This is a genomic window from Novosphingobium sp., from assembly GCF_040398825.1.
In the GTDB taxonomy this organism is placed as follows: domain Bacteria; phylum Pseudomonadota; class Alphaproteobacteria; order Sphingomonadales; family Sphingomonadaceae; genus Novosphingobium.
On sequence record NZ_JBBATI010000056.1, the window covers coordinates 1 to 15490 of the forward strand.

General features: G+C 62.5%; 20 protein-coding genes and 1 tRNA gene. 8 read left to right on the forward strand and 13 right to left on the reverse strand.

Features of this window, described 5'->3' with window-relative positions; translation table 11 throughout:
* Positions 1-313 precede the first annotated feature (313 nt).
* The 3 genes from ABWP89_RS17775 to ABWP89_RS17785 form a co-directional block, all read right to left on the reverse strand.
* Positions 314-1264 (reverse strand): SDR family NAD(P)-dependent oxidoreductase, encoded by a 951-nt coding sequence (locus tag ABWP89_RS17775; RefSeq protein WP_353230985.1) that lies wholly within the window; start codon positions 1262-1264, stop codon positions 314-316.
* Positions 1200-2567: an aspartate aminotransferase family protein gene (locus tag ABWP89_RS17780; RefSeq protein WP_353230986.1), complete on the reverse strand. Its 1368-nt coding sequence runs from the start codon at positions 2565-2567 to the stop codon at positions 1200-1202. Before ABWP89_RS17780 ends, ABWP89_RS17775 begins: the two co-directional genes overlap by 65 nt.
* Positions 2568-2635: 68 nt before the next feature.
* Complete coding sequence (locus ABWP89_RS17785; RefSeq protein WP_353230987.1) at positions 2636-3514, reverse strand: LysR family transcriptional regulator; 879 nt, start codon at positions 3512-3514, stop codon at positions 2636-2638.
* Positions 3515-3628: 114 nt separating this feature from the next.
* Here ABWP89_RS17785 and ABWP89_RS17790 point away from each other — a divergent pair, with 114 nt between their 5' ends.
* From ABWP89_RS17790 to ABWP89_RS17800, 3 genes are read left to right on the forward strand one after another with little or no spacing between them, the layout of a single operon-like run.
* Positions 3629-4402 (forward strand): DODA-type extradiol aromatic ring-opening family dioxygenase, encoded by a 774-nt coding sequence (locus ABWP89_RS17790; RefSeq protein ID WP_353230988.1) that lies wholly within the window; start codon positions 3629-3631, stop codon positions 4400-4402.
* A gap of 43 nt (positions 4403-4445) precedes the next feature.
* A complete protein-coding gene (locus tag ABWP89_RS17795; RefSeq protein ID WP_353230989.1) occupies positions 4446-5033 on the forward strand; it encodes an FMN-dependent NADH-azoreductase in 588 nt (195 codons plus the stop codon).
* 13 nt (positions 5034-5046) lie between these two features.
* Positions 5047-5664 carry a YceI family protein gene (locus ABWP89_RS17800; RefSeq protein ID WP_353230990.1) on the forward strand — a complete coding sequence of 206 codons (618 nt, stop codon included), beginning with the start codon at positions 5047-5049 and terminating at the stop codon, positions 5662-5664.
* Between the two features lie 150 nt (positions 5665-5814).
* On the opposite strand, the gene ABWP89_RS17805 is transcribed toward ABWP89_RS17800, so the two are convergent.
* The 9 genes from ABWP89_RS17805 to ABWP89_RS17845 all read right to left on the reverse strand — a co-directional run bounded on the left by ABWP89_RS17805 (position 5815) and on the right by ABWP89_RS17845 (position 10299).
* A complete protein-coding gene (locus ABWP89_RS17805) occupies positions 5815-6216 on the reverse strand; it encodes a hypothetical protein (protein WP_353230991.1) in 402 nt (133 codons plus the stop codon).
* A 64-nt stretch (positions 6217-6280) separates the two neighbouring features.
* The gene (locus ABWP89_RS17810) at positions 6281-6646 is read right to left on the reverse strand and encodes a PilZ domain-containing protein (RefSeq protein ID WP_353230992.1); all 366 of its coding nucleotides are present in this window, start codon (positions 6644-6646) and stop codon (positions 6281-6283) included.
* Positions 6618-6860, reverse strand: a complete 243-nt coding sequence (locus ABWP89_RS17815; protein ID WP_353230993.1) for a hypothetical protein — start codon at positions 6858-6860, stop codon at positions 6618-6620. The genes ABWP89_RS17810 and ABWP89_RS17815 overlap by 29 nt, the downstream gene beginning before the upstream one ends.
* A 120-nt stretch (positions 6861-6980) precedes the next feature.
* Positions 6981-7367 carry a hypothetical protein gene (locus tag ABWP89_RS17820; protein WP_353230994.1) on the reverse strand — a complete coding sequence of 129 codons (387 nt, stop codon included), beginning with the start codon at positions 7365-7367 and terminating at the stop codon, positions 6981-6983.
* Between the two features lie 133 nt (positions 7368-7500).
* A complete protein-coding gene (locus ABWP89_RS17825) occupies positions 7501-7821 on the reverse strand; it encodes a hypothetical protein (RefSeq protein WP_353230995.1) in 321 nt (106 codons plus the stop codon).
* 51 nt (positions 7822-7872) lie between these two features.
* Positions 7873-8064 (reverse strand): Flp family type IVb pilin, encoded by a 192-nt coding sequence (locus tag ABWP89_RS17830; RefSeq protein ID WP_353230996.1) that lies wholly within the window; start codon positions 8062-8064, stop codon positions 7873-7875.
* Positions 8065-8119: 55 nt separating this feature from the next.
* The gene (locus ABWP89_RS17835; RefSeq protein WP_353230997.1) at positions 8120-8737 is read right to left on the reverse strand and encodes a response regulator transcription factor; all 618 of its coding nucleotides are present in this window, start codon (positions 8735-8737) and stop codon (positions 8120-8122) included.
* Positions 8738-8936: 199 nt separating this feature from the next.
* Positions 8937-9272: a hypothetical protein gene (locus ABWP89_RS17840; RefSeq protein ID WP_353230998.1), complete on the reverse strand. Its 336-nt coding sequence runs from the start codon at positions 9270-9272 to the stop codon at positions 8937-8939.
* Between the two features lie 133 nt (positions 9273-9405).
* Positions 9406-10299 (reverse strand): response regulator, encoded by an 894-nt coding sequence (locus ABWP89_RS17845; RefSeq protein WP_353230999.1) that lies wholly within the window; start codon positions 10297-10299, stop codon positions 9406-9408.
* 139 nt (positions 10300-10438) lie between these two features.
* Here ABWP89_RS17845 and ABWP89_RS17850 point away from each other — a divergent pair, with 139 nt between their 5' ends.
* Genes ABWP89_RS17850 through ABWP89_RS17860 form a run of 3 tightly spaced genes read left to right on the forward strand, consistent with a single transcriptional unit; the run spans position 10439 to position 12885 of the window.
* Positions 10439-10774, forward strand: a complete 336-nt coding sequence (locus tag ABWP89_RS17850) for a hypothetical protein (protein ID WP_353231000.1) — start codon at positions 10439-10441, stop codon at positions 10772-10774.
* Positions 10762-11304 carry a heme NO-binding domain-containing protein gene (locus ABWP89_RS17855; protein WP_353231001.1) on the forward strand — a complete coding sequence of 181 codons (543 nt, stop codon included), beginning with the start codon at positions 10762-10764 and terminating at the stop codon, positions 11302-11304. Before ABWP89_RS17850 ends, ABWP89_RS17855 begins: the two co-directional genes overlap by 13 nt.
* Before the next feature lie 9 nt (positions 11305-11313).
* A complete protein-coding gene (locus tag ABWP89_RS17860; RefSeq protein WP_353231002.1) occupies positions 11314-12885 on the forward strand; it encodes an ATP-binding protein in 1572 nt (523 codons plus the stop codon).
* A gap of 71 nt (positions 12886-12956) precedes the next feature.
* Here the strand turns inward: ABWP89_RS17860 and ABWP89_RS17865 are convergent.
* Positions 12957-13033 (reverse strand) — tRNA-Arg (locus ABWP89_RS17865).
* A gap of 125 nt (positions 13034-13158) precedes the next feature.
* On the opposite strand from ABWP89_RS17865, the gene ABWP89_RS17870 reads away from it, so the two are divergent.
* A complete protein-coding gene (locus ABWP89_RS17870) occupies positions 13159-13671 on the forward strand; it encodes an MmcB family DNA repair protein (RefSeq protein ID WP_353231003.1) in 513 nt (170 codons plus the stop codon).
* Between the two features lie 330 nt (positions 13672-14001).
* Positions 14002-15354, forward strand: coding sequence for a DEAD/DEAH box helicase (locus ABWP89_RS17875; protein ID WP_353231004.1), 1353 nt, complete (start codon positions 14002-14004; stop codon positions 15352-15354).
* Positions 15355-15490 lie beyond the last annotated feature (136 nt).

Genomic DNA, 15490 nt, shown 5'->3' on the forward strand with positions numbered 1-15490 from the left:
GCTTTTGGCCCATCGCAGCGTCAATCGTCGGTCACTATGCGATGGCATGGCTCCCTCCTCTCTCCTCGCGCTGGGCCAAAATCGGCTCCGTCACGGCGGTCCAACCTAACGTCATCTGGCTCTAGGGTGAAAGGTGCGAAAACCCCTAAGTACCTCACACAAGTTGGGGGTTTCGCACCGGTCGCCGTTATCCCATGAATCCCCCCTGTCGCTATAATCCCCGGCCTGGAGCCGGGGCTGCACCGGTCGCCGGATGGTATTTGCAACCCCGGAGGCGGTCTGGTGGGGTTCAATCCGGGGCTAGGCCCGCCGTTCAGTCGATGGTCGCGGCGCCGTCCACCACCAGACTGCTGCCAACGGCGAATGACGCGCGATCGGAAAGCAACCACATCACGGCCTCGGCAACTTCGTGGGGCTGGCCAAGGCGGCCGATGGGATGGCTGGCGACGGCCGCTTCGTGCACGCCGGGGGTTTGAAACAGTCCTGCTGTCAGGTCGGTATAGATGAAGGCGGGGCAGACCGCATTGATGCGGATGCCCTGCGCCGCATATTCGAGCGCGGCGGTCTTCGTCAGGCCGACGACGGCATGTTTGCTGGCGACATAGGCGCTGTGCCCGACCCAGCCGATAATCCCGGCGGCCGATGCGATGTTGACGATCGCGCCGCGCCCCTGCCGCTTCATCACGGCGAGCTGCGCTTGCATGCCATGCAGCACGCCCATGACATTGACATCCAGCACACGGCGAAAGGTCTCTGCCGGATAATCGCACACATCGGCCGAAGCGCCCACAATTCCGGCGTTGTTGACCGCCCCGTCCAGCCGCTGGTGAAGCTGCACCGCCTGTTCGATCGCAGAATGGACATCGGCTGCGGACGTGACGTCACCGGTGTGGCAGCTTACGCGCAGGCCCTGGCTCAGCAAGGGCGCGGCCACGGCCTCCATGGCCGCGGCATTGAGATCGAACAGCGCAAGGTTCGCACCCGCAGCGCCCAGCGCCTCTGCAATCGCGCGGCCGATCCCGGCGCCTGCGCCGCTGACAAAGATGGCCTGGCCGGCAAGGCCACGATCGTTTTGCGGCGCGAGGTTCGTCATGTCCATGGTCTTTCTGGTATGGCCGCGGCCGGCGGATGGGGTGCTCCGAGCAAGGGCAGGATGGCCGGTGCCTGGCGGATTAGCCATGGCTGCATCCGCCAGTTTCTTACCGTGCGCCGCCAGCTGCCTGTCCCGCAAACACCGCGTCGATCGCATCGGCCAGCCGGTCAACAATCATATCCAGTTCGGCATCGCTGGTGACATAGGGCGGGGCCAGCAGCACGTGATCACCGCGCTGGCCATCGACGCTGCCGCTGCCGGGATAGACCAGCAGGCCGCGCGCGAACGCCGCTGCTTTGATCCGCTGGTTGATCGCCCGGACCGGGTCGAACGGGGTGCGGTGGTCGCGGTTGGCCACCAGTTCGATCGCCTGCAACAGCCCGCGCCCGCGAATGTCGCCCACATGCACGTGGTCGCCCAGCCGTGCCGCCAGCCGCGCGTGCAGGCCATGGCCGGCCTCGGCCACGCGGGCCAGCAGGCCCTGATCGCGGATCACCGTCTGCACCGCCAGCGCCGCGGCGCAGCCGACCGGATGCCCGGCATAGGTCTGCCCGTGCAGCAGCGCGCCCGAATGCGTGGCGATCGTATCGTGAATGTGCGCGGTGCAGACCGTGGCGCCGATCGGCTGATACCCTGCGCCCAATCCCTTGGCCACGGTCACGATATCGGGGACCACGCCTTCGGCTTCGCAGGCGAGGAAGGTGCCGGTGCGTCCGCTGCCGCACATCACCTCGTCCAGGATCAGCAGCACGCCGTGGCGGTCACAGATGGCGCGGATCGCCGCCAGATAGCCGGGGGCGGGCGGCACCGCGCCGGCGGTGGCGCCCACCACGGTTTCGGCAATGAACGCGATCACGGTGTCCGGCCCCAGGCGCTGCAGTTCCTGTTCCAGCGCGGCGGCCGCGCGCAGCCCGTATTCCTGTGGCGTTTCACCGGCATGCGCGTGGTGATAGGCAAAGCACGGATCGATCAGCGACACATCGATCAGCAGCGGCGCATAGGCCGCGCGCCGCCCCGCATTGCCGCCCGCCGCCAGCGCACCCAGCGTGTTGCCGTGATAGCTTTGCCGCCGCGCGATCAGCCGCGTGCGGCGCGTATCCCCGCGTTCCCAATGGTATTGCCGCGCCAGCTTGATCGCGGCCTCCACCGCTTCGGACCCGCTGCTGGTAAACCATACGCGGTCCAAGGTGCGCTCAGGAGAACTGGGGCATTGCCCGGCAATCACCGTCGCCAGCGCCTCTGCCGGGGCGGAGGTGAAAGAGCCGGTATGCGCGTATTCCAGGCTGTGCGCCTGTGCGGCAATCGCCGCCGCCACCACCGGATGGCCATGCCCCAACGCCGACACCGCCGCACCACCACAGGCATCGATATAGCGCCGCCCTGCGTCATCGATCAGCCAGATCCCCTCACCCGCCACCGCCAGCGGCGGCGTCGTTGTGGCATTGCGGTGAAACACATTTCCAGTGGCGGTCATCGGCAAACTTTCGGTACGGATGCCCGCAGCGTACCGGCATCAGGCCGTGACACAAGCCCGGGGCGCAGTCATCCATCCCCGGCAAAGCGGCACCGCGCCACGGCAAATTCGGCATCGAGCGCGTCGATCACCGCACGGATGCGCGGCATGTGGCGCAGATCGGCGTGGACGCCCAGCCACACATCGCGCGGCGGGCCGCCGTCGTCGATCCTGACCACATCGGCATGCCCCTCTGCCAGAAAGCATGGCAGATAGGCCAACCCCAGCCCGGCGCGCATCGCCGCCATCTGCGCATCGCGGCTGTTGGACCGCAGGGCCACCCGCGCATCCGGCAGCCGCGCCGCCAGCCACTGCGGTTCGGCCATATGCGCCTGATCCTCCAGCACGGTGACTACCGCATGGCCGGGATCGGCGGGGTTGCGGCCATGTTTGGCGACATAGCCGGCGCTGGCATAAAGCGCGCTGGCGGCCACTGCCATCCGGCGGCTGACCAGCTGGTTGCCCTCAAAACGGGTCATGCGGATGGCGATATCGGCCTCTCGCTTTGACAGGTTCAGCGTGCGCGATTCGCTCAGCACATCCAGCGTAATGGCCGGATATTTGGCGTGCAACCGCATCGCCGCGCCCGGGATCAGCAGGTTGGCGATGATTTCCACCGTGGTCAGCCGCACCACCCCCGACAGCGCGACATCGCGGCCCTGCACCATGCGTTCGACCGCGATCGCCTCTGCCTCCATGCGTTCGGCATTGCCCAGCACCGCTTCGCCCAGCGCGGTCAGTTCAAACCCGCTGGCGGTTTTTTGCAGCAGTCGCGCGCCGGCGCGCGCCTCCAGCGCCTCCAGCCGGCGGCTCATGGTGGATTGCCTGACGCCCAGATCGCGCGCGGCACCCGATAGCGTGCGGGCGCGGGCGATGGCGAGAAAGCTGCGGACGTCATCCCAATCCATATGCCATCCGTTTTCGCATACATGAATTGCCGTAATTGGCAATGTCCATGCGCAAACGATTAGCCTATCTGGCTTTCAACGCCAACACCCGGTTGGCCATGGAGTTTTGACGCCGTGCAGCCCACCCTGTTCCTGTCCCACGGTTCGCCGATGCTGGCGCTGCAGGATATTCCCGCGCACCGGTTTCTGGCCGGGCTTGGCCCGTCGCTGGTGCGGCCGGATGCGATCGTCGCGGTTTCGGCGCATTGGGAAACCGTTTTGCCCAGCGTGAACGCGGTCGAACGCAACGCCACCATCCACGATTTCCGCGGCTTTCCGCAAGGTTTGTACGATCTGCAATATCCCGCCCCCGGCGCGCCCGATCTGGCCGACCGGATTGCCAACATGCTGGGCGATGCAGGGTTGCAGGGCCGGATCGATCCGTCACGCGGGCTGGATCACGGGGCGTGGGTGCCGCTGCTGCTGATGTGGCCGGATCACACGATTCCAGTGGTGCAGGTATCGGTGCAAAGCGACCTTGGCCCCGGCCATCATGTCCAGCTGGGTCAGGCGCTGGCCGGCCTGCGGGCCGACAACATCCTGGTGATGGCATCGGGCAGTTTTACCCACAACCTGGGGTCGATCCAGCGCCACGGTGCGGGGCCGGAGCCGGAATGGGTGACCGGTTTTGCCGACTGGATGCACGATGCGATCATGGCGCGGCGCACCTGCGATCTGGTATCGTACCGCCGGCTCGCACCCTTTGCCGAACAGAACCACCCGACCGATGAACACCTGTTGCCGCTGTTCGTGGCGATGGGCGCGGCCGGCCGCGATGCCACCCCCACGCGCGTGCACCACAGCACCGACCTGGGCGTGCTGCGCATGGATTCCTATCGCTTTGACTGACCTTCAGATCCCCCCGATCCCTGACTGAAAAGGACCCGTTTCGATGACCAATGTGCTCGTAATCCGCAGCTCCGCCAACGGCGCTGCATCGGTCAGCAACCGGCTGATCGATGCATATCTGGCGGCCCACCCCGATGCCCATGTCGTGACCCGCGACCTGGATGCCGATCCGGTGCCGCACGTTACTTCTGCCAGTCTGGCCGGCATCGGCCGGCACGCCCCCGAAGGCGCCGAGTTCGCCACCGCGCGCGCTTTGCAGGACGCAATCATTGCCGAAGTGTTTGCCGCCGATGTGCTGGTGATCGGGCTGCCGCTTTACAATTTCGGCATGCCGTCCACGTTGAAGAGCTGGTTCGATTATGTGGCGCGCGCCGGCACGACGTTCAGCTATACCGCCACCGGCCCGGTCGGCCTGGTCACCGGCAAAAGGGCGATCATCGCCCACGCCCGCGCCGGCAAATACGATGACGCCGCCGGTTTTCCCTTTGCGCTGACGCATGTCACCGCGCTGTTGAAATTCATCGGCGTGACCGATGTGCAGACCGCCATTGCCGAAGGCAGCGCATTCGGCCCCGACGCCGCCCAGGCCGCGCTCGATTCCGCCACACAGACCATCACCACTTTTGCCTGAAGGAGAATTTCCCATGCGTTTTCTGTCACACCTGGTGTTCGCCACCGCCGCGCTGGCGCTGATGCCCGCCGCCATCCATGCCCAGGCGGCCCCCAATCCTGCGCCCGACGCGGTGCAGGCCGGCACCTACAAAGTTGAAACCAACCACACCCGCACGCAATTCACCGTCAGCCACATGGGCTTTTCCGACTGGTACGGCGATTTCACCGGCACCACCGGCACGCTGAGCATCGACCCCAGGGCGATCACCAGCGCAAAGGTCGATGTGACCATCCCGGTCGCCGGCGTTTCCACCACCAACACCAAACTGGATGGCGAACTGAAAAGCGCGGACTGGTTTGACGCGGCCACCTATCCGACCATCCACTTCGTATCGACCGCAGTCATGCCCACCGGGCCACGCACCGCGCAGATCACCGGCAACCTGACCTTTCACGGCGTAACCCGCCCGGTCACGCTGGCGGCCAGCTTCAACGCCGGCGGCACCAACCCGCTGTCAAAGGCCTATACGCTGGGTTTCAACGCCACCACCACGCTCAACCGGACGGATTTCGGCGTGAAGACCTATGTTCCGCTGATCGGCGACGCTGTGACGATCCGCATCAGCGCCGCGTTTGAAAAGATCGGCTGAGCATTTTCGGTAGTAACGCGATCAGTGGGGAATGGCGATGCTGCCAGACAAGCAGCGTCGCCAATGCTTCTGCCCCGAATGCATGAAAATCCAGTATGGGCAACGTGCGGTCTGCGCGCCTGTCGGGCAACCGTTGCGGCACCCGCCTGGTCAGACGCGGCGGAGCGCCGATTCATCAGGCCGCCACGTCGTCACCCGGTGCATGCTCTTGATTTCGAATGTCGCTCCGGTGTCGGCGTTTTGCTTGAGCCGCTGCAACGCATCAAAGAATGCCGGCAGATTGAGCGCACTCTGCAGCAGGACACCAAAGACCTGGCCATCAACCCAGCGAATGGCGCCGCCGATCACCTGGCCATCGGGCAGCCGCAGCGAAACCTGTTCGTCAACCATGGGCGGCAACACCCCGCGAGACGTGGCAGACAGCCCCTGGCGCGAAATGTTGCGGATCAGGATATCGTGCGCCGGCAAGCGGTCTGAACACATCTTGGCCCGGATAAGCCTGCGCTCCCGCGGTTCACGCGCAGCATCCTGATTGTTGCGCTGCGTTGTCATCCTACATCCAGTTTCTGACCAGGCCGGCAAGCCTGTCGAAGAGGTGGGGGAAAAGGCGGTCATGTTACGGAACAGGCCTGCACATATCGTCAGCGTCATCTGCACGGTCTTCCGCTTCGAGCAGCATCAGGCCAGAGATCGGTTGATCAAACACGATGCCGGCCAGATCATCCCTGGCCCAGACGACCGCGCCAAACGCTTCACGGCCGTCCATTTTCAGCAACACCTCGCGACCGGGCATCGGCGGGTCATCCACCCTTACCCGCGCGCCCCACAACGAAATGTCCTCCATCACGCCGACCAGTAGGCGCGAGGTTGTCATCACCCGCACGGGAGCCGAAAAGCTCAGGCGGCTGAACGCCCGGCGCTGGGGCGTGGAACGGGCATCCTGGCGATGGTTTTTACCAAACATCGTTGTGAGCTTGCGCATTGGCGTAAAATTCCTGGTCGGGCAAACAAACGGAAGCAGGCATGCGGATGGCGAGCCGGGCAACCCGGCTCCAACGCGAACCTCGTGGAAACGCGCCCGGAATGGCCGTCCGGGCATCGGCCTTTGCCGCCAGACCTGCCGAAACCAACCCTAACGATATCCAACGCTTCCCGAAGGCAGCTGATAGAGCGGGCATTTCATTGTTGTTGGCCATTGGCGATCCTGCTCCAGCGACGCGCATGCTTTCGCATAGAGCGCGAATCATTAAGCAAATCGGGACACCTTACTAAGTAGTCATCCCATAACCTGGGTAGGAATTGACGATGCGCGGCGTTCAGGCGGCCTGGGCCCTGTCCTGAAGTTCGTGCATCCAACGCTGCTCCGCCGCCTCCAGGCACGCGTTGAATTCGTTCTGGCGTTGATTTTCTGCCCATTCCAGACACCAGCAGGCTGCTTGCAGGGCCTGCCGGTATTCGGTCCTGCGGCGCCGATGCGCAGCGCTGAACAGGCACAGAATGCCGATGGAACGCGCCTTCAGATCATAGCTGTCTTTGACCAAACTGATCTCGGATTTGATGTTTGAAATGTATACTTCGATGGATATCCTGCCATTTACGTATTCCTGGAAAATTTTTTCGAGATTTTCGATGTTATTGGGATTTATATTTCTGATATCTATCATTATAAAATTCGTATTTATTTTTTCGACCAGCATATCCATGTAGGTTTTTATTTTTGGCATTTGGTATCTCCTGAATCTATTTGAAAATTTTTCAGGCGCACAGTCGCTGTGGCGGAATTTTTAAGTCCGCTCCATCAGGGGATTCTCATAATCCCCGTCCGCGTGTGCGGCGTCAATTTCGCGGGACCGGCAGGGAAAGCCATGCTTCGCGCAAGGCGCCCAACGCCTGCGTTGCCGCGCCATGACGCGCATCATCCCGCCGTTGCAGGGACCATTCCAGCACATGGATGGTGGCAGAGATACGCTCTGCAATCGCAACATGATCGACCGGCGCTGACACCGCACGCAGCCTGTCGATGGCGTTGAACATGGCGCCGCGCAGGCCTGGCTTTGGCACCGCGGATGCGTTCAAATCATCGATAACCCGATAAACAAGACCGTAGCCGTCATCATTTCCTGTCATAACCGACCCCGTATTAACCAATATTGGCAATCAATTAGCCAGATAATGGTTAATGCCCTCGGTGGACCGTACTTAGTAGTACTACGGAATATTCGGCCTGCTTGCGATGGAATTGGTGGAAAAGTTCAGCGTGTTGGCCAGCATGCTGCCAAGGTTCATCAGCGCGCCGAGCATGGCGATGGTGATAAAGCCGATCAGCAAGGCATATTCCACGGTCGCAACCCCGCCAAATTCGCGGCGCAGGCCCGAAAAAAATGCAACAATCCGCGACACCAGCCGGTTCCGTGCCGTGCCGGTCGGCGCGGGCCGCTGCGCCCGTCCGGGGCGGTTATTCATACCCGCCAAGCTCGGTAGCCTCAAACTTCATGCGTGCAGCATCGACGGAATTGAGACTGCCAAGCTTTTTCAACAGGCTTAGCCGATGCACCTCGACCGTGCGCGGGCTGATCCCCAGGATGCGCGCGATCGACTTGTTGCTTTCGCCGCCGGACAGCAGATCGAGCACCGCCCGTTCCCGCTGCGACAGCAGGCAGAGCCGTTCCCGCGCGGCCGCTGCGCGCGCCTGGCGCGAACGCTGCCGGTCGACGGCCGGGGCGGACCGGGCAATCGCATCGCTCAATTGCTCGGCCCGTTCGGGCAAGGGCAGGTAATCCAGCGCGCCGGCCTTGATTGCCCTGACGATCGCTGTCGAATCAAGCCGGTCGGCAATCCCGATGACCGGCAACCAGTGTCCGTTTTTTGAAATCGCCGCGATCAATTCCGGCACGGTCGCTTCCGATGGGTCTTCGCACGAAAGCACCAACCCGGACGACGGCGCGTGGGCAACAAATTCTTCGACACTGGCATATGTTTCAGCATGATGCCCGGCACGCAGCGACAGCCGCGCCAGATGCGCTCGCTGGGCCCAGTTGGACGCAACGATATGCACGGTGCTACTTTCCGTCATGGGCGATGCCCCGCCTCCGGCGCTGAATTGGCCAAATGAATCCAGTACATCCGGGCGTTCGAGATTATTCTGCGCTCGCAAAGCTGACATTGCCCTTCGTAATGACATCCATTATGCACGACTGCACTAGATGGTGTGTGGCTGAAAATTTGTTCACACAAATAAAATTGGAACAATTTTATAATAACAGGCAAAATTTTCAGCATTCTATCCCGCATTTTCGTAATTCTATTAAATTTATTTTTTGCAATTTGCGACCCGAAGATTTTTTAGAAATTTTTAAATATTCGGTGACCAGTACTAATACACAGTCGCAATCGCAGGGCCACGCGCCATTGGTGCGGATTGGGCGCCATACACAAGCGCCGCCGCCATATCGGTGCCAATTTGGCAGAAAGCGCGACACCGACACCGGCCCGATGGACGATTGACCGAAAACGGGGTGCAAATTGATCTGGATTTGCCGACCAGCGGCCGATACCGTGAACGAGCCAATACCACGGCGCGGCAAGCGTCGGCGGTGCACGATCAGCATCGCCTCAGCCTGTGGGTCTTATTGCTTTCACACTGGGCGTTAAGCCATGCTGGCGTACGGCTTTTGCACGATGCCCAGGTCGGCAGACAGAGGCGCGGCCATCGCGCGGTGCGGAACCGTCACGCACCAACCGTCATGGCATGCGATTGCGCGTTTCACCCAGATAACGCTTCATCGCGTCAAACGTCGCGTCTTCAAGCACCAGCAGATCGCGACGTCGGTCCTGCGGGTCCTGCCAGCGGCGCACCAGCCCCAGATCAACCAATTGCCGGACATGGCGCAGTGCGGTGCTAAACGGCAGACCGGTCGCCGCGCAGGCGCCGGATACCGCAACCGACCGATCTTCGAGCTGGCCACAGACCAGATCGAGCATGATATCCCAGCAGGGGTCCCCGAACAGCTGCGAATCAAAAAATGCTCCGCGCCGCCCGCGACTGCGCTGCATCGCCCTGGCGAACACCAGCAGGTCTTCGTTACTGGGCGGCCCGGCATCGGCGCCTGCCGCCGGTGCCGCCGCAGCCGCGCCCTGCGGCATCGGCGTCAGGGCGTTCAGCACATTGCGCATGGCCAGTTGCGCCCACTGCCCACATGCCCGGCGCAGCGCAGCAGCCAGATCCTGTGCGGAAACCGGCTTGGACAGAAAATCATTGGCCTTGTTACGCATCGCCTGAACCGCGACATCCATCGATGCAAAGCCGGTCGACACGATGGAGACGATCGGGCGCGTCGGTCCAAAGCGCACTGCCAGTTCGTCCAGCAGCGATAGCCCGTCCATCGCCGGCATCTGCACATCGGTCACGACAATGCCGATCGCAGGGTCTTCTGCCACCAGGCGCAAGGCGGTCAGCGCATCGGCAGCCTGGACGCAGGTATAGCCGAGCGATGCTGCAATATCGGCATAAGCCTCCAGCGTGATCGGGTCATCATCAACCAGCAGTACCGTGCAGCGGCCCGGCACACCGTTTGCCGGAACGCGTCCGACCGGCGCGCCCCCGCCGCTCAGAATACGTTCAAACGCTTTGCCCAAAGATCCGGCCCCCCAGCCCGTTTTAGCGATTTTAAAATATTAGGCACTTTTGCTAACAAAACATTGCCAGCATGGCACCAATATGTCTGCCTAAGTCTGCGATTATGGCGTATCGCGGGATACCTAACAAGGCCGGTTCGTGAAAAATTCTTATTTATCAACGATCTCCGTGATTTCCGGGGAGCCGGGTTGCGCCATCGCGCCCACGGTGGGTTTGTCCCGCGAGGTGATTCACGACCTGAAACAACCCATCAACGCTATCCAGCTGACCGCAGGCAGCATCGGTTTGCGGCTGTTACCGCACATGGCAGGTGGTGACGCCGCCTATCTTCGCCGCAAGCTTCTGGCCATCGAGGCGCAAATCGCACTGCTGTGCACGAGGCTTGATAAGGTTTCGGCCGAGCGGCCGGACAGTGCCGATGCGGGCGCCGCGACGCAGCCGGATCGGGTGGGGCCGGGCGAATGTACGGATTGATTCATCGCGCCATGCGCGCGATGGTGACCGAAACGCTTGGCGATCAGGCGTGGCAGACGATCGAGACCGGGCAGGGCATCGGCCCCGGCGAATTGATCAGCCTGTCGATCTATGACGACGCGCTGACCATGCAACTGATGGCAGCGGTGTCCGAAGCGCTGCAACTGACCATGGAACAGACGCTGCGCCGGTTCGGGGCATACTGGATCGCGTTTGTATCAAAGGGTGCATATTCTGCGATCGTGAATTTCACCGGCCGCGATCTGCCGACTTTGCTGCGCAACCTCAATCGCATGCACCAGACCGTGCGCGCCACCATGCCGGAAGCGCTGGTGCCGTCGTTTACGGTTGTGACCGAATTCAAAGGCCGGATCTGCGTTGAATACCGGTCCACGCGTACCGGGCTGGAACCGATGGTGATCGGCCTGCTGGAAGGGTTGATCAGACATTTCGGCCTGACCGGACAAGTCAAACCGGGATATGCCAGCAGCGAAGCTTCGCAATATCTGATAACATATTCAGATGCGTGACGCACCGTCGTGACCATTGCCCTCGATAGCGCACAGCTGGCGTTGCTGTTCCCGAGTTATATGCTGGTGGATACGCAGCTCGTCCTCCTGCAAGTCGGTCCCGGGCTGTGCAAGGATATGGACGGGCCACGACCGGGCGACAATCTGATCGATTATTTCCACTGGTCGGGTGACGATCCGGTGAATGATTTTGCACAGATCGCCGCCAATGCAGAATTTCTGCGGCTGACCTGCAGGCAGGGCCGTGCGCAGCGGGATGGCCTGGCTGTGCCGGTCAAGAGCGGCTATCTGCTTGCGATGAATCAGATACCGGCCACGTTCTCGCTCGATGGCGGAACGCTGCAAATGTCGGATTTCGGCATGGCGGATCCGCTGGTGCCGGGCCTGCTGATGGTCAGCATGCAACGTGCGCTGCTGGACGAATCGCACCAGATCGCCAAAGAGCTGACCGCCGAACGGCAAAAGAATGTTTACCTGATCGAACGCGCCAGGCGCTTCGCCGGGTATACCGCACACGATTTCAACAATCTGCTTTCGATTATCAAGCTCAACAGCGCGCGCATTGCCCAATCCACCGCGCTTACCGATGATGTGCGGCGACGGATCGACATCATTCAGGAAACCTCGGTGCGGGGTTCCGAAATCGCTGCATCGCTGATGACGCTGTCGAATCAAAAGCATGATTCGCCCCTGATCGTGGTCGCCGACGATTTGTTAGCGGAACAGCGCAGTTATTTTGAACACATCGCCGGGCGCAAGATCGCAGTGCGGCAGGATTTGCAGGCGCCCGGGATTACCGTGCTGGCATCGACATCGGGGCTGATCAATTCGGTGATCAACCTTGTCACCAATGCGCGCCAGGCCATGCCGCAGGGTGGCACCTTAACAATTGCCACCGCGGTTGAACACGTCGTGATCGACCCCGGCCACAGAGCCCCGGCCACCCCGCCAGTGGAATGCATCGCCATCTCGGTCACCGATAGCGGCTATGGGATGTCGGCGCGGGTCAGGCGCCACGCCTTTGAACCGTTCTTTTCGACAAAGCCCCATGGCAGCGGGATGGGGCTGGCGTCTGTGCTGGAATTTGTGCGCGAGCTGGGGGGCGATGCGCAGTGCCTGTCCAGCCCCGGGAACGGCACCACCATCCGGATCCATCTGCCCGTGGTCGACTCAACCGGCCGGCCGGACATGCCACAGGCATTTGCGGCCGGCCCTGCCCTGAACGCAAGCGCCGGTGCCGGCATTTCGGTGCTGCTGGTCGAAGACGAACCTTATGCGTTGGAGGCCCTGAGCGAGGTCCTGGATTCACTCGGCTTCGCGGTGACCTGTGCGGCGACGCTGGAAGAAGGCAATTCGCAGCTGGAGCAGCAGCATTTCGACATCCTGCTTACCGATGTAAAATTGCACGAGGACAGCGGTATCGATCTGGCGGCACTCGCCTGGCGCAACCACCATGTCCACCGGGTGATCCTGATGAGCGGGTATGTGCCCAACGCCGAATTGCTGAATTCCGCATGGAGTTTTGTGCAGAAGCCGCTGGATATCGAAAAACTCGTTCAGATGATGCTGCCGAGCGCCTGATCCGGCGCCAATCGGACGTTCTGCCGCCCGCAGCACCCCCGCGCCGACAACCGAAACAGCGCCTGAAACTGTGGTGCACCCGGAGGAATTCGAATCCCCGACCTCTGCCTTCGGAGGGCAGCGCTCTATCCAGCTGAGCTACGGGTGCATAACAGGCCGCGGCAGTTAGCAGCAAAGTTTGCTTCGTGCCAGCGGTTTTGGCTCGGCCTGGCGGCCTGTGCGTGCGGGTCTGTGCGGGGTTGGCATGTTTCTGATTTGTTCTTATGATGGGGCATGCGTGATTCGTCGCCGGACATCATCGCCAGCCCGCTTGCGCCCACTGATCCGCAAATTCGCGAAGCGTTGGCGGTGGCGCGGGGGATTGCGCGGTTGTTTGCGCGCAATGATATCTGGTGCCTGCCGGAAATGCCGTTGCGCAACGGGCGGCGTGCCGATCTGATGGGGATCGATGCGCATGGGCGGGTGATCATTGTCGAAATCAAGGTGGCCCGTGCCGATCTGCTGGGCGATGCCAAATGGCCCGATTATCTTGACCATTGCGACCGGTTTTTCTGGGGCCTTGCCGCACTTCTGGACCGCGCGGTGATGGATGGTGAGGCATTTCGCCCCGATCTGTGCGGGCTGATCGTGGCGGATGGTTATGATGCCGAAATCCTGCGGCCCGCGCCGCTGCTGCCGCTGGCGCCGGCGCGCCGCAAGGTGGAGGTGGAGCGGCTGGCGCGCGCGGCATTGCGCCGCAGCGTGGTCGCCGCCGATCCGGCCTGTGCGCCGCGCGGGGACATGTAAACGGCGCGTTATCGCGGTCCCGTGGATGACCACCGGGCCGCCTGTGTACAAATTATCTTGCACATTGTGGACTTTACGGCTAGGTGGCGCTCAGCAAGAACGGCGACAAGATACCTTGTCGAAGGCCATGGCAGCGTGAGATCCCCCGGTTAGCATCGGTTCAGGTCCGCCCCGGCTTCGCGTTTGCGCCGTTCGCCGCTTCCCTTTCACGCACGGGTCGCCCTTGATGACCCCCTGTGTCTACGACACTGCGGGTCGTCGACCCTTCATGTTGTTGCGGTGCCGTTGTGGCGCGCGCACGACGCGCCATTTTTCGAAAGTCATAACACCATGTCCTATTTTTCCGATCTCGGCCTGGCCGAGCCGATCCTGCGCGCGCTTGAAGCCAAAGGATATTCCGACCCCACGCCGATCCAGCGCCAGGCCATCCCGGCGTTGATGGAAGGGCGCGACCTGATGGGCATCGCCCAGACCGGCACGGGCAAGACCGCGGCGTTCGCGCTGCCGTCGCTGCACCGGCTGGCGGCCAACCCGATTGTCAAAAAGCCGGCGTCGTGCCGCATGCTGGTGCTGTCACCCACCCGCGAACTGGCCGCGCAGATTGCCGACAACATGCGCGGCTATGCCAAGCATCTCAACCTGCAGGTCGATTGCGTGTTCGGCGGCGTGCCGATCAACAAGCAGGCGCGCCGTCTGGTTGCCGGCACCGATGTGCTGGTGGCAACGCCCGGCCGCATGCTCGATCTGATCGACAACCGCGCGCTGACGCTCAGCCGCGTGGAAATCTTTGTGCTGGATGAGGCCGACCAGATGATGGACCTGGGCTTTATCCACGCGCTGAAGCGCGTCGCGGCCATGCTGCCGGCAAAACGCCAGAGCCTGTTCTTTTCGGCGACCATGCCACGGTCGATCGAAGACCTGGGCCGCCAGTTCATCCACAACCCGGTGAAGGTGGAGGTTGCGCCGCAGGCCACCACCGCCGAACGCGTTGAACAGTATGTGACGTTCATCAACCAGGCGGAAAAGCAGGCCTTGCTGTCGCTGCGCATCCGCGCGCTGATCGCCGACAAGACGCTGGACCGCAGCCTGGTGTTCAGCCGCACCAAGCACGGCGCCGACCGCATTGCCCGCCATCTGGAAGCCGCCGGCATCGAAGCCCGCGCCATCCACGGCAACAAGAGCCAGGCCCAGCGCACCGCCGCGCTGGATGCATTCCGCGCCGGCACCTGCCCGGTGCTGGTGGCGACCGACATCGCCGCGCGCGGCATCGATGTCGCCGGCGTCAGCCATGTGTTCAATTTCGAACTGCCCAATGTCGCTGAACAGTATGTCCATCGCATCGGCCGCACCGCACGTGCGGGCGCCGATGGCGTGGCGATCAGCCTGTGCGCGCCCGATGAAAAGGCCTACCTGAAAGACATCGAAAAGCTGACCGGGGTCAAACTGATGCCGATCCCGCTGCCCGAAAATTTTCAGGCCAATGCGGCAAATCTGCCAAAGCCCGCGCACAAGCCGCAGGATGACGAACACCGTGGCGGCGGCCGCAATGGCCAGGACCGCCGTGGCGGCGGCCCGCGCCGCGATGCCGCACCGCGCGATGGTGACGCGCCCAAGCGCCACTTTATCCCGCGCGGCGGCCCCGGTGTGGGCCAGCACCGCAACAAAGTGCGCCGCGCAGTCTGATGTGCGCGCGGGATTTCGGGTCAATCCGAAATCCCGCCACCGCACCCATAAGTGTTTTACGCGAAACTCGCGAAAGAGCGAGTTTCGAAGTCGGCACCGGCCCGCTCCCCCACCCGACCACCCATATGGTACTATC

What these genes read in the sequence shown, in the direction of transcription:
- ABWP89_RS17780 (WP_353230986.1), bottom strand. Translation starts at nt 2,567, where the DNA reads ATGACCGCCACTGGAAATGTGTTTCACCGCAATGCCACAACGACGCCG.
- ABWP89_RS17785 (WP_353230987.1), bottom strand. Translation starts at nt 3,514, where the DNA reads ATGGATTGGGATGACGTCCGCAGCTTTCTCGCCATCGCCCGCGCCCGC.
- ABWP89_RS17795 (WP_353230989.1), top strand. Translation starts at nt 4,446, where the DNA reads ATGACCAATGTGCTCGTAATCCGCAGCTCCGCCAACGGCGCTGCATCG.
- ABWP89_RS17800 (WP_353230990.1), top strand. Translation starts at nt 5,047, where the DNA reads ATGCGTTTTCTGTCACACCTGGTGTTCGCCACCGCCGCGCTGGCGCTG.
- ABWP89_RS17805 (WP_353230991.1), bottom strand. Translation starts at nt 6,216, where the DNA reads ATGACAACGCAGCGCAACAATCAGGATGCTGCGCGTGAACCGCGGGAG.
- ABWP89_RS17810 (WP_353230992.1), bottom strand. Translation starts at nt 6,646, where the DNA reads ATGCGCAAGCTCACAACGATGTTTGGTAAAAACCATCGCCAGGATGCC.
- ABWP89_RS17815 (WP_353230993.1), bottom strand. Translation starts at nt 6,860, where the DNA reads ATGGCCAACAACAATGAAATGCCCGCTCTATCAGCTGCCTTCGGGAAG.
- ABWP89_RS17820 (WP_353230994.1), bottom strand. Translation starts at nt 7,367, where the DNA reads ATGGATATGCTGGTCGAAAAAATAAATACGAATTTTATAATGATAGAT.
- ABWP89_RS17835 (WP_353230997.1), bottom strand. Translation starts at nt 8,737, where the DNA reads ATGACGGAAAGTAGCACCGTGCATATCGTTGCGTCCAACTGGGCCCAG.
- ABWP89_RS17840 (WP_353230998.1), bottom strand. Translation starts at nt 9,272, where the DNA reads ATGCTGATCGTGCACCGCCGACGCTTGCCGCGCCGTGGTATTGGCTCG.
- ABWP89_RS17855 (WP_353231001.1), top strand. Translation starts at nt 10,762, where the DNA reads ATGTACGGATTGATTCATCGCGCCATGCGCGCGATGGTGACCGAAACG.
- ABWP89_RS17870 (WP_353231003.1), top strand. Translation starts at nt 13,159, where the DNA reads ATGCGTGATTCGTCGCCGGACATCATCGCCAGCCCGCTTGCGCCCACT.
- ABWP89_RS17875 (WP_353231004.1), top strand. Translation starts at nt 14,002, where the DNA reads ATGTCCTATTTTTCCGATCTCGGCCTGGCCGAGCCGATCCTGCGCGCG.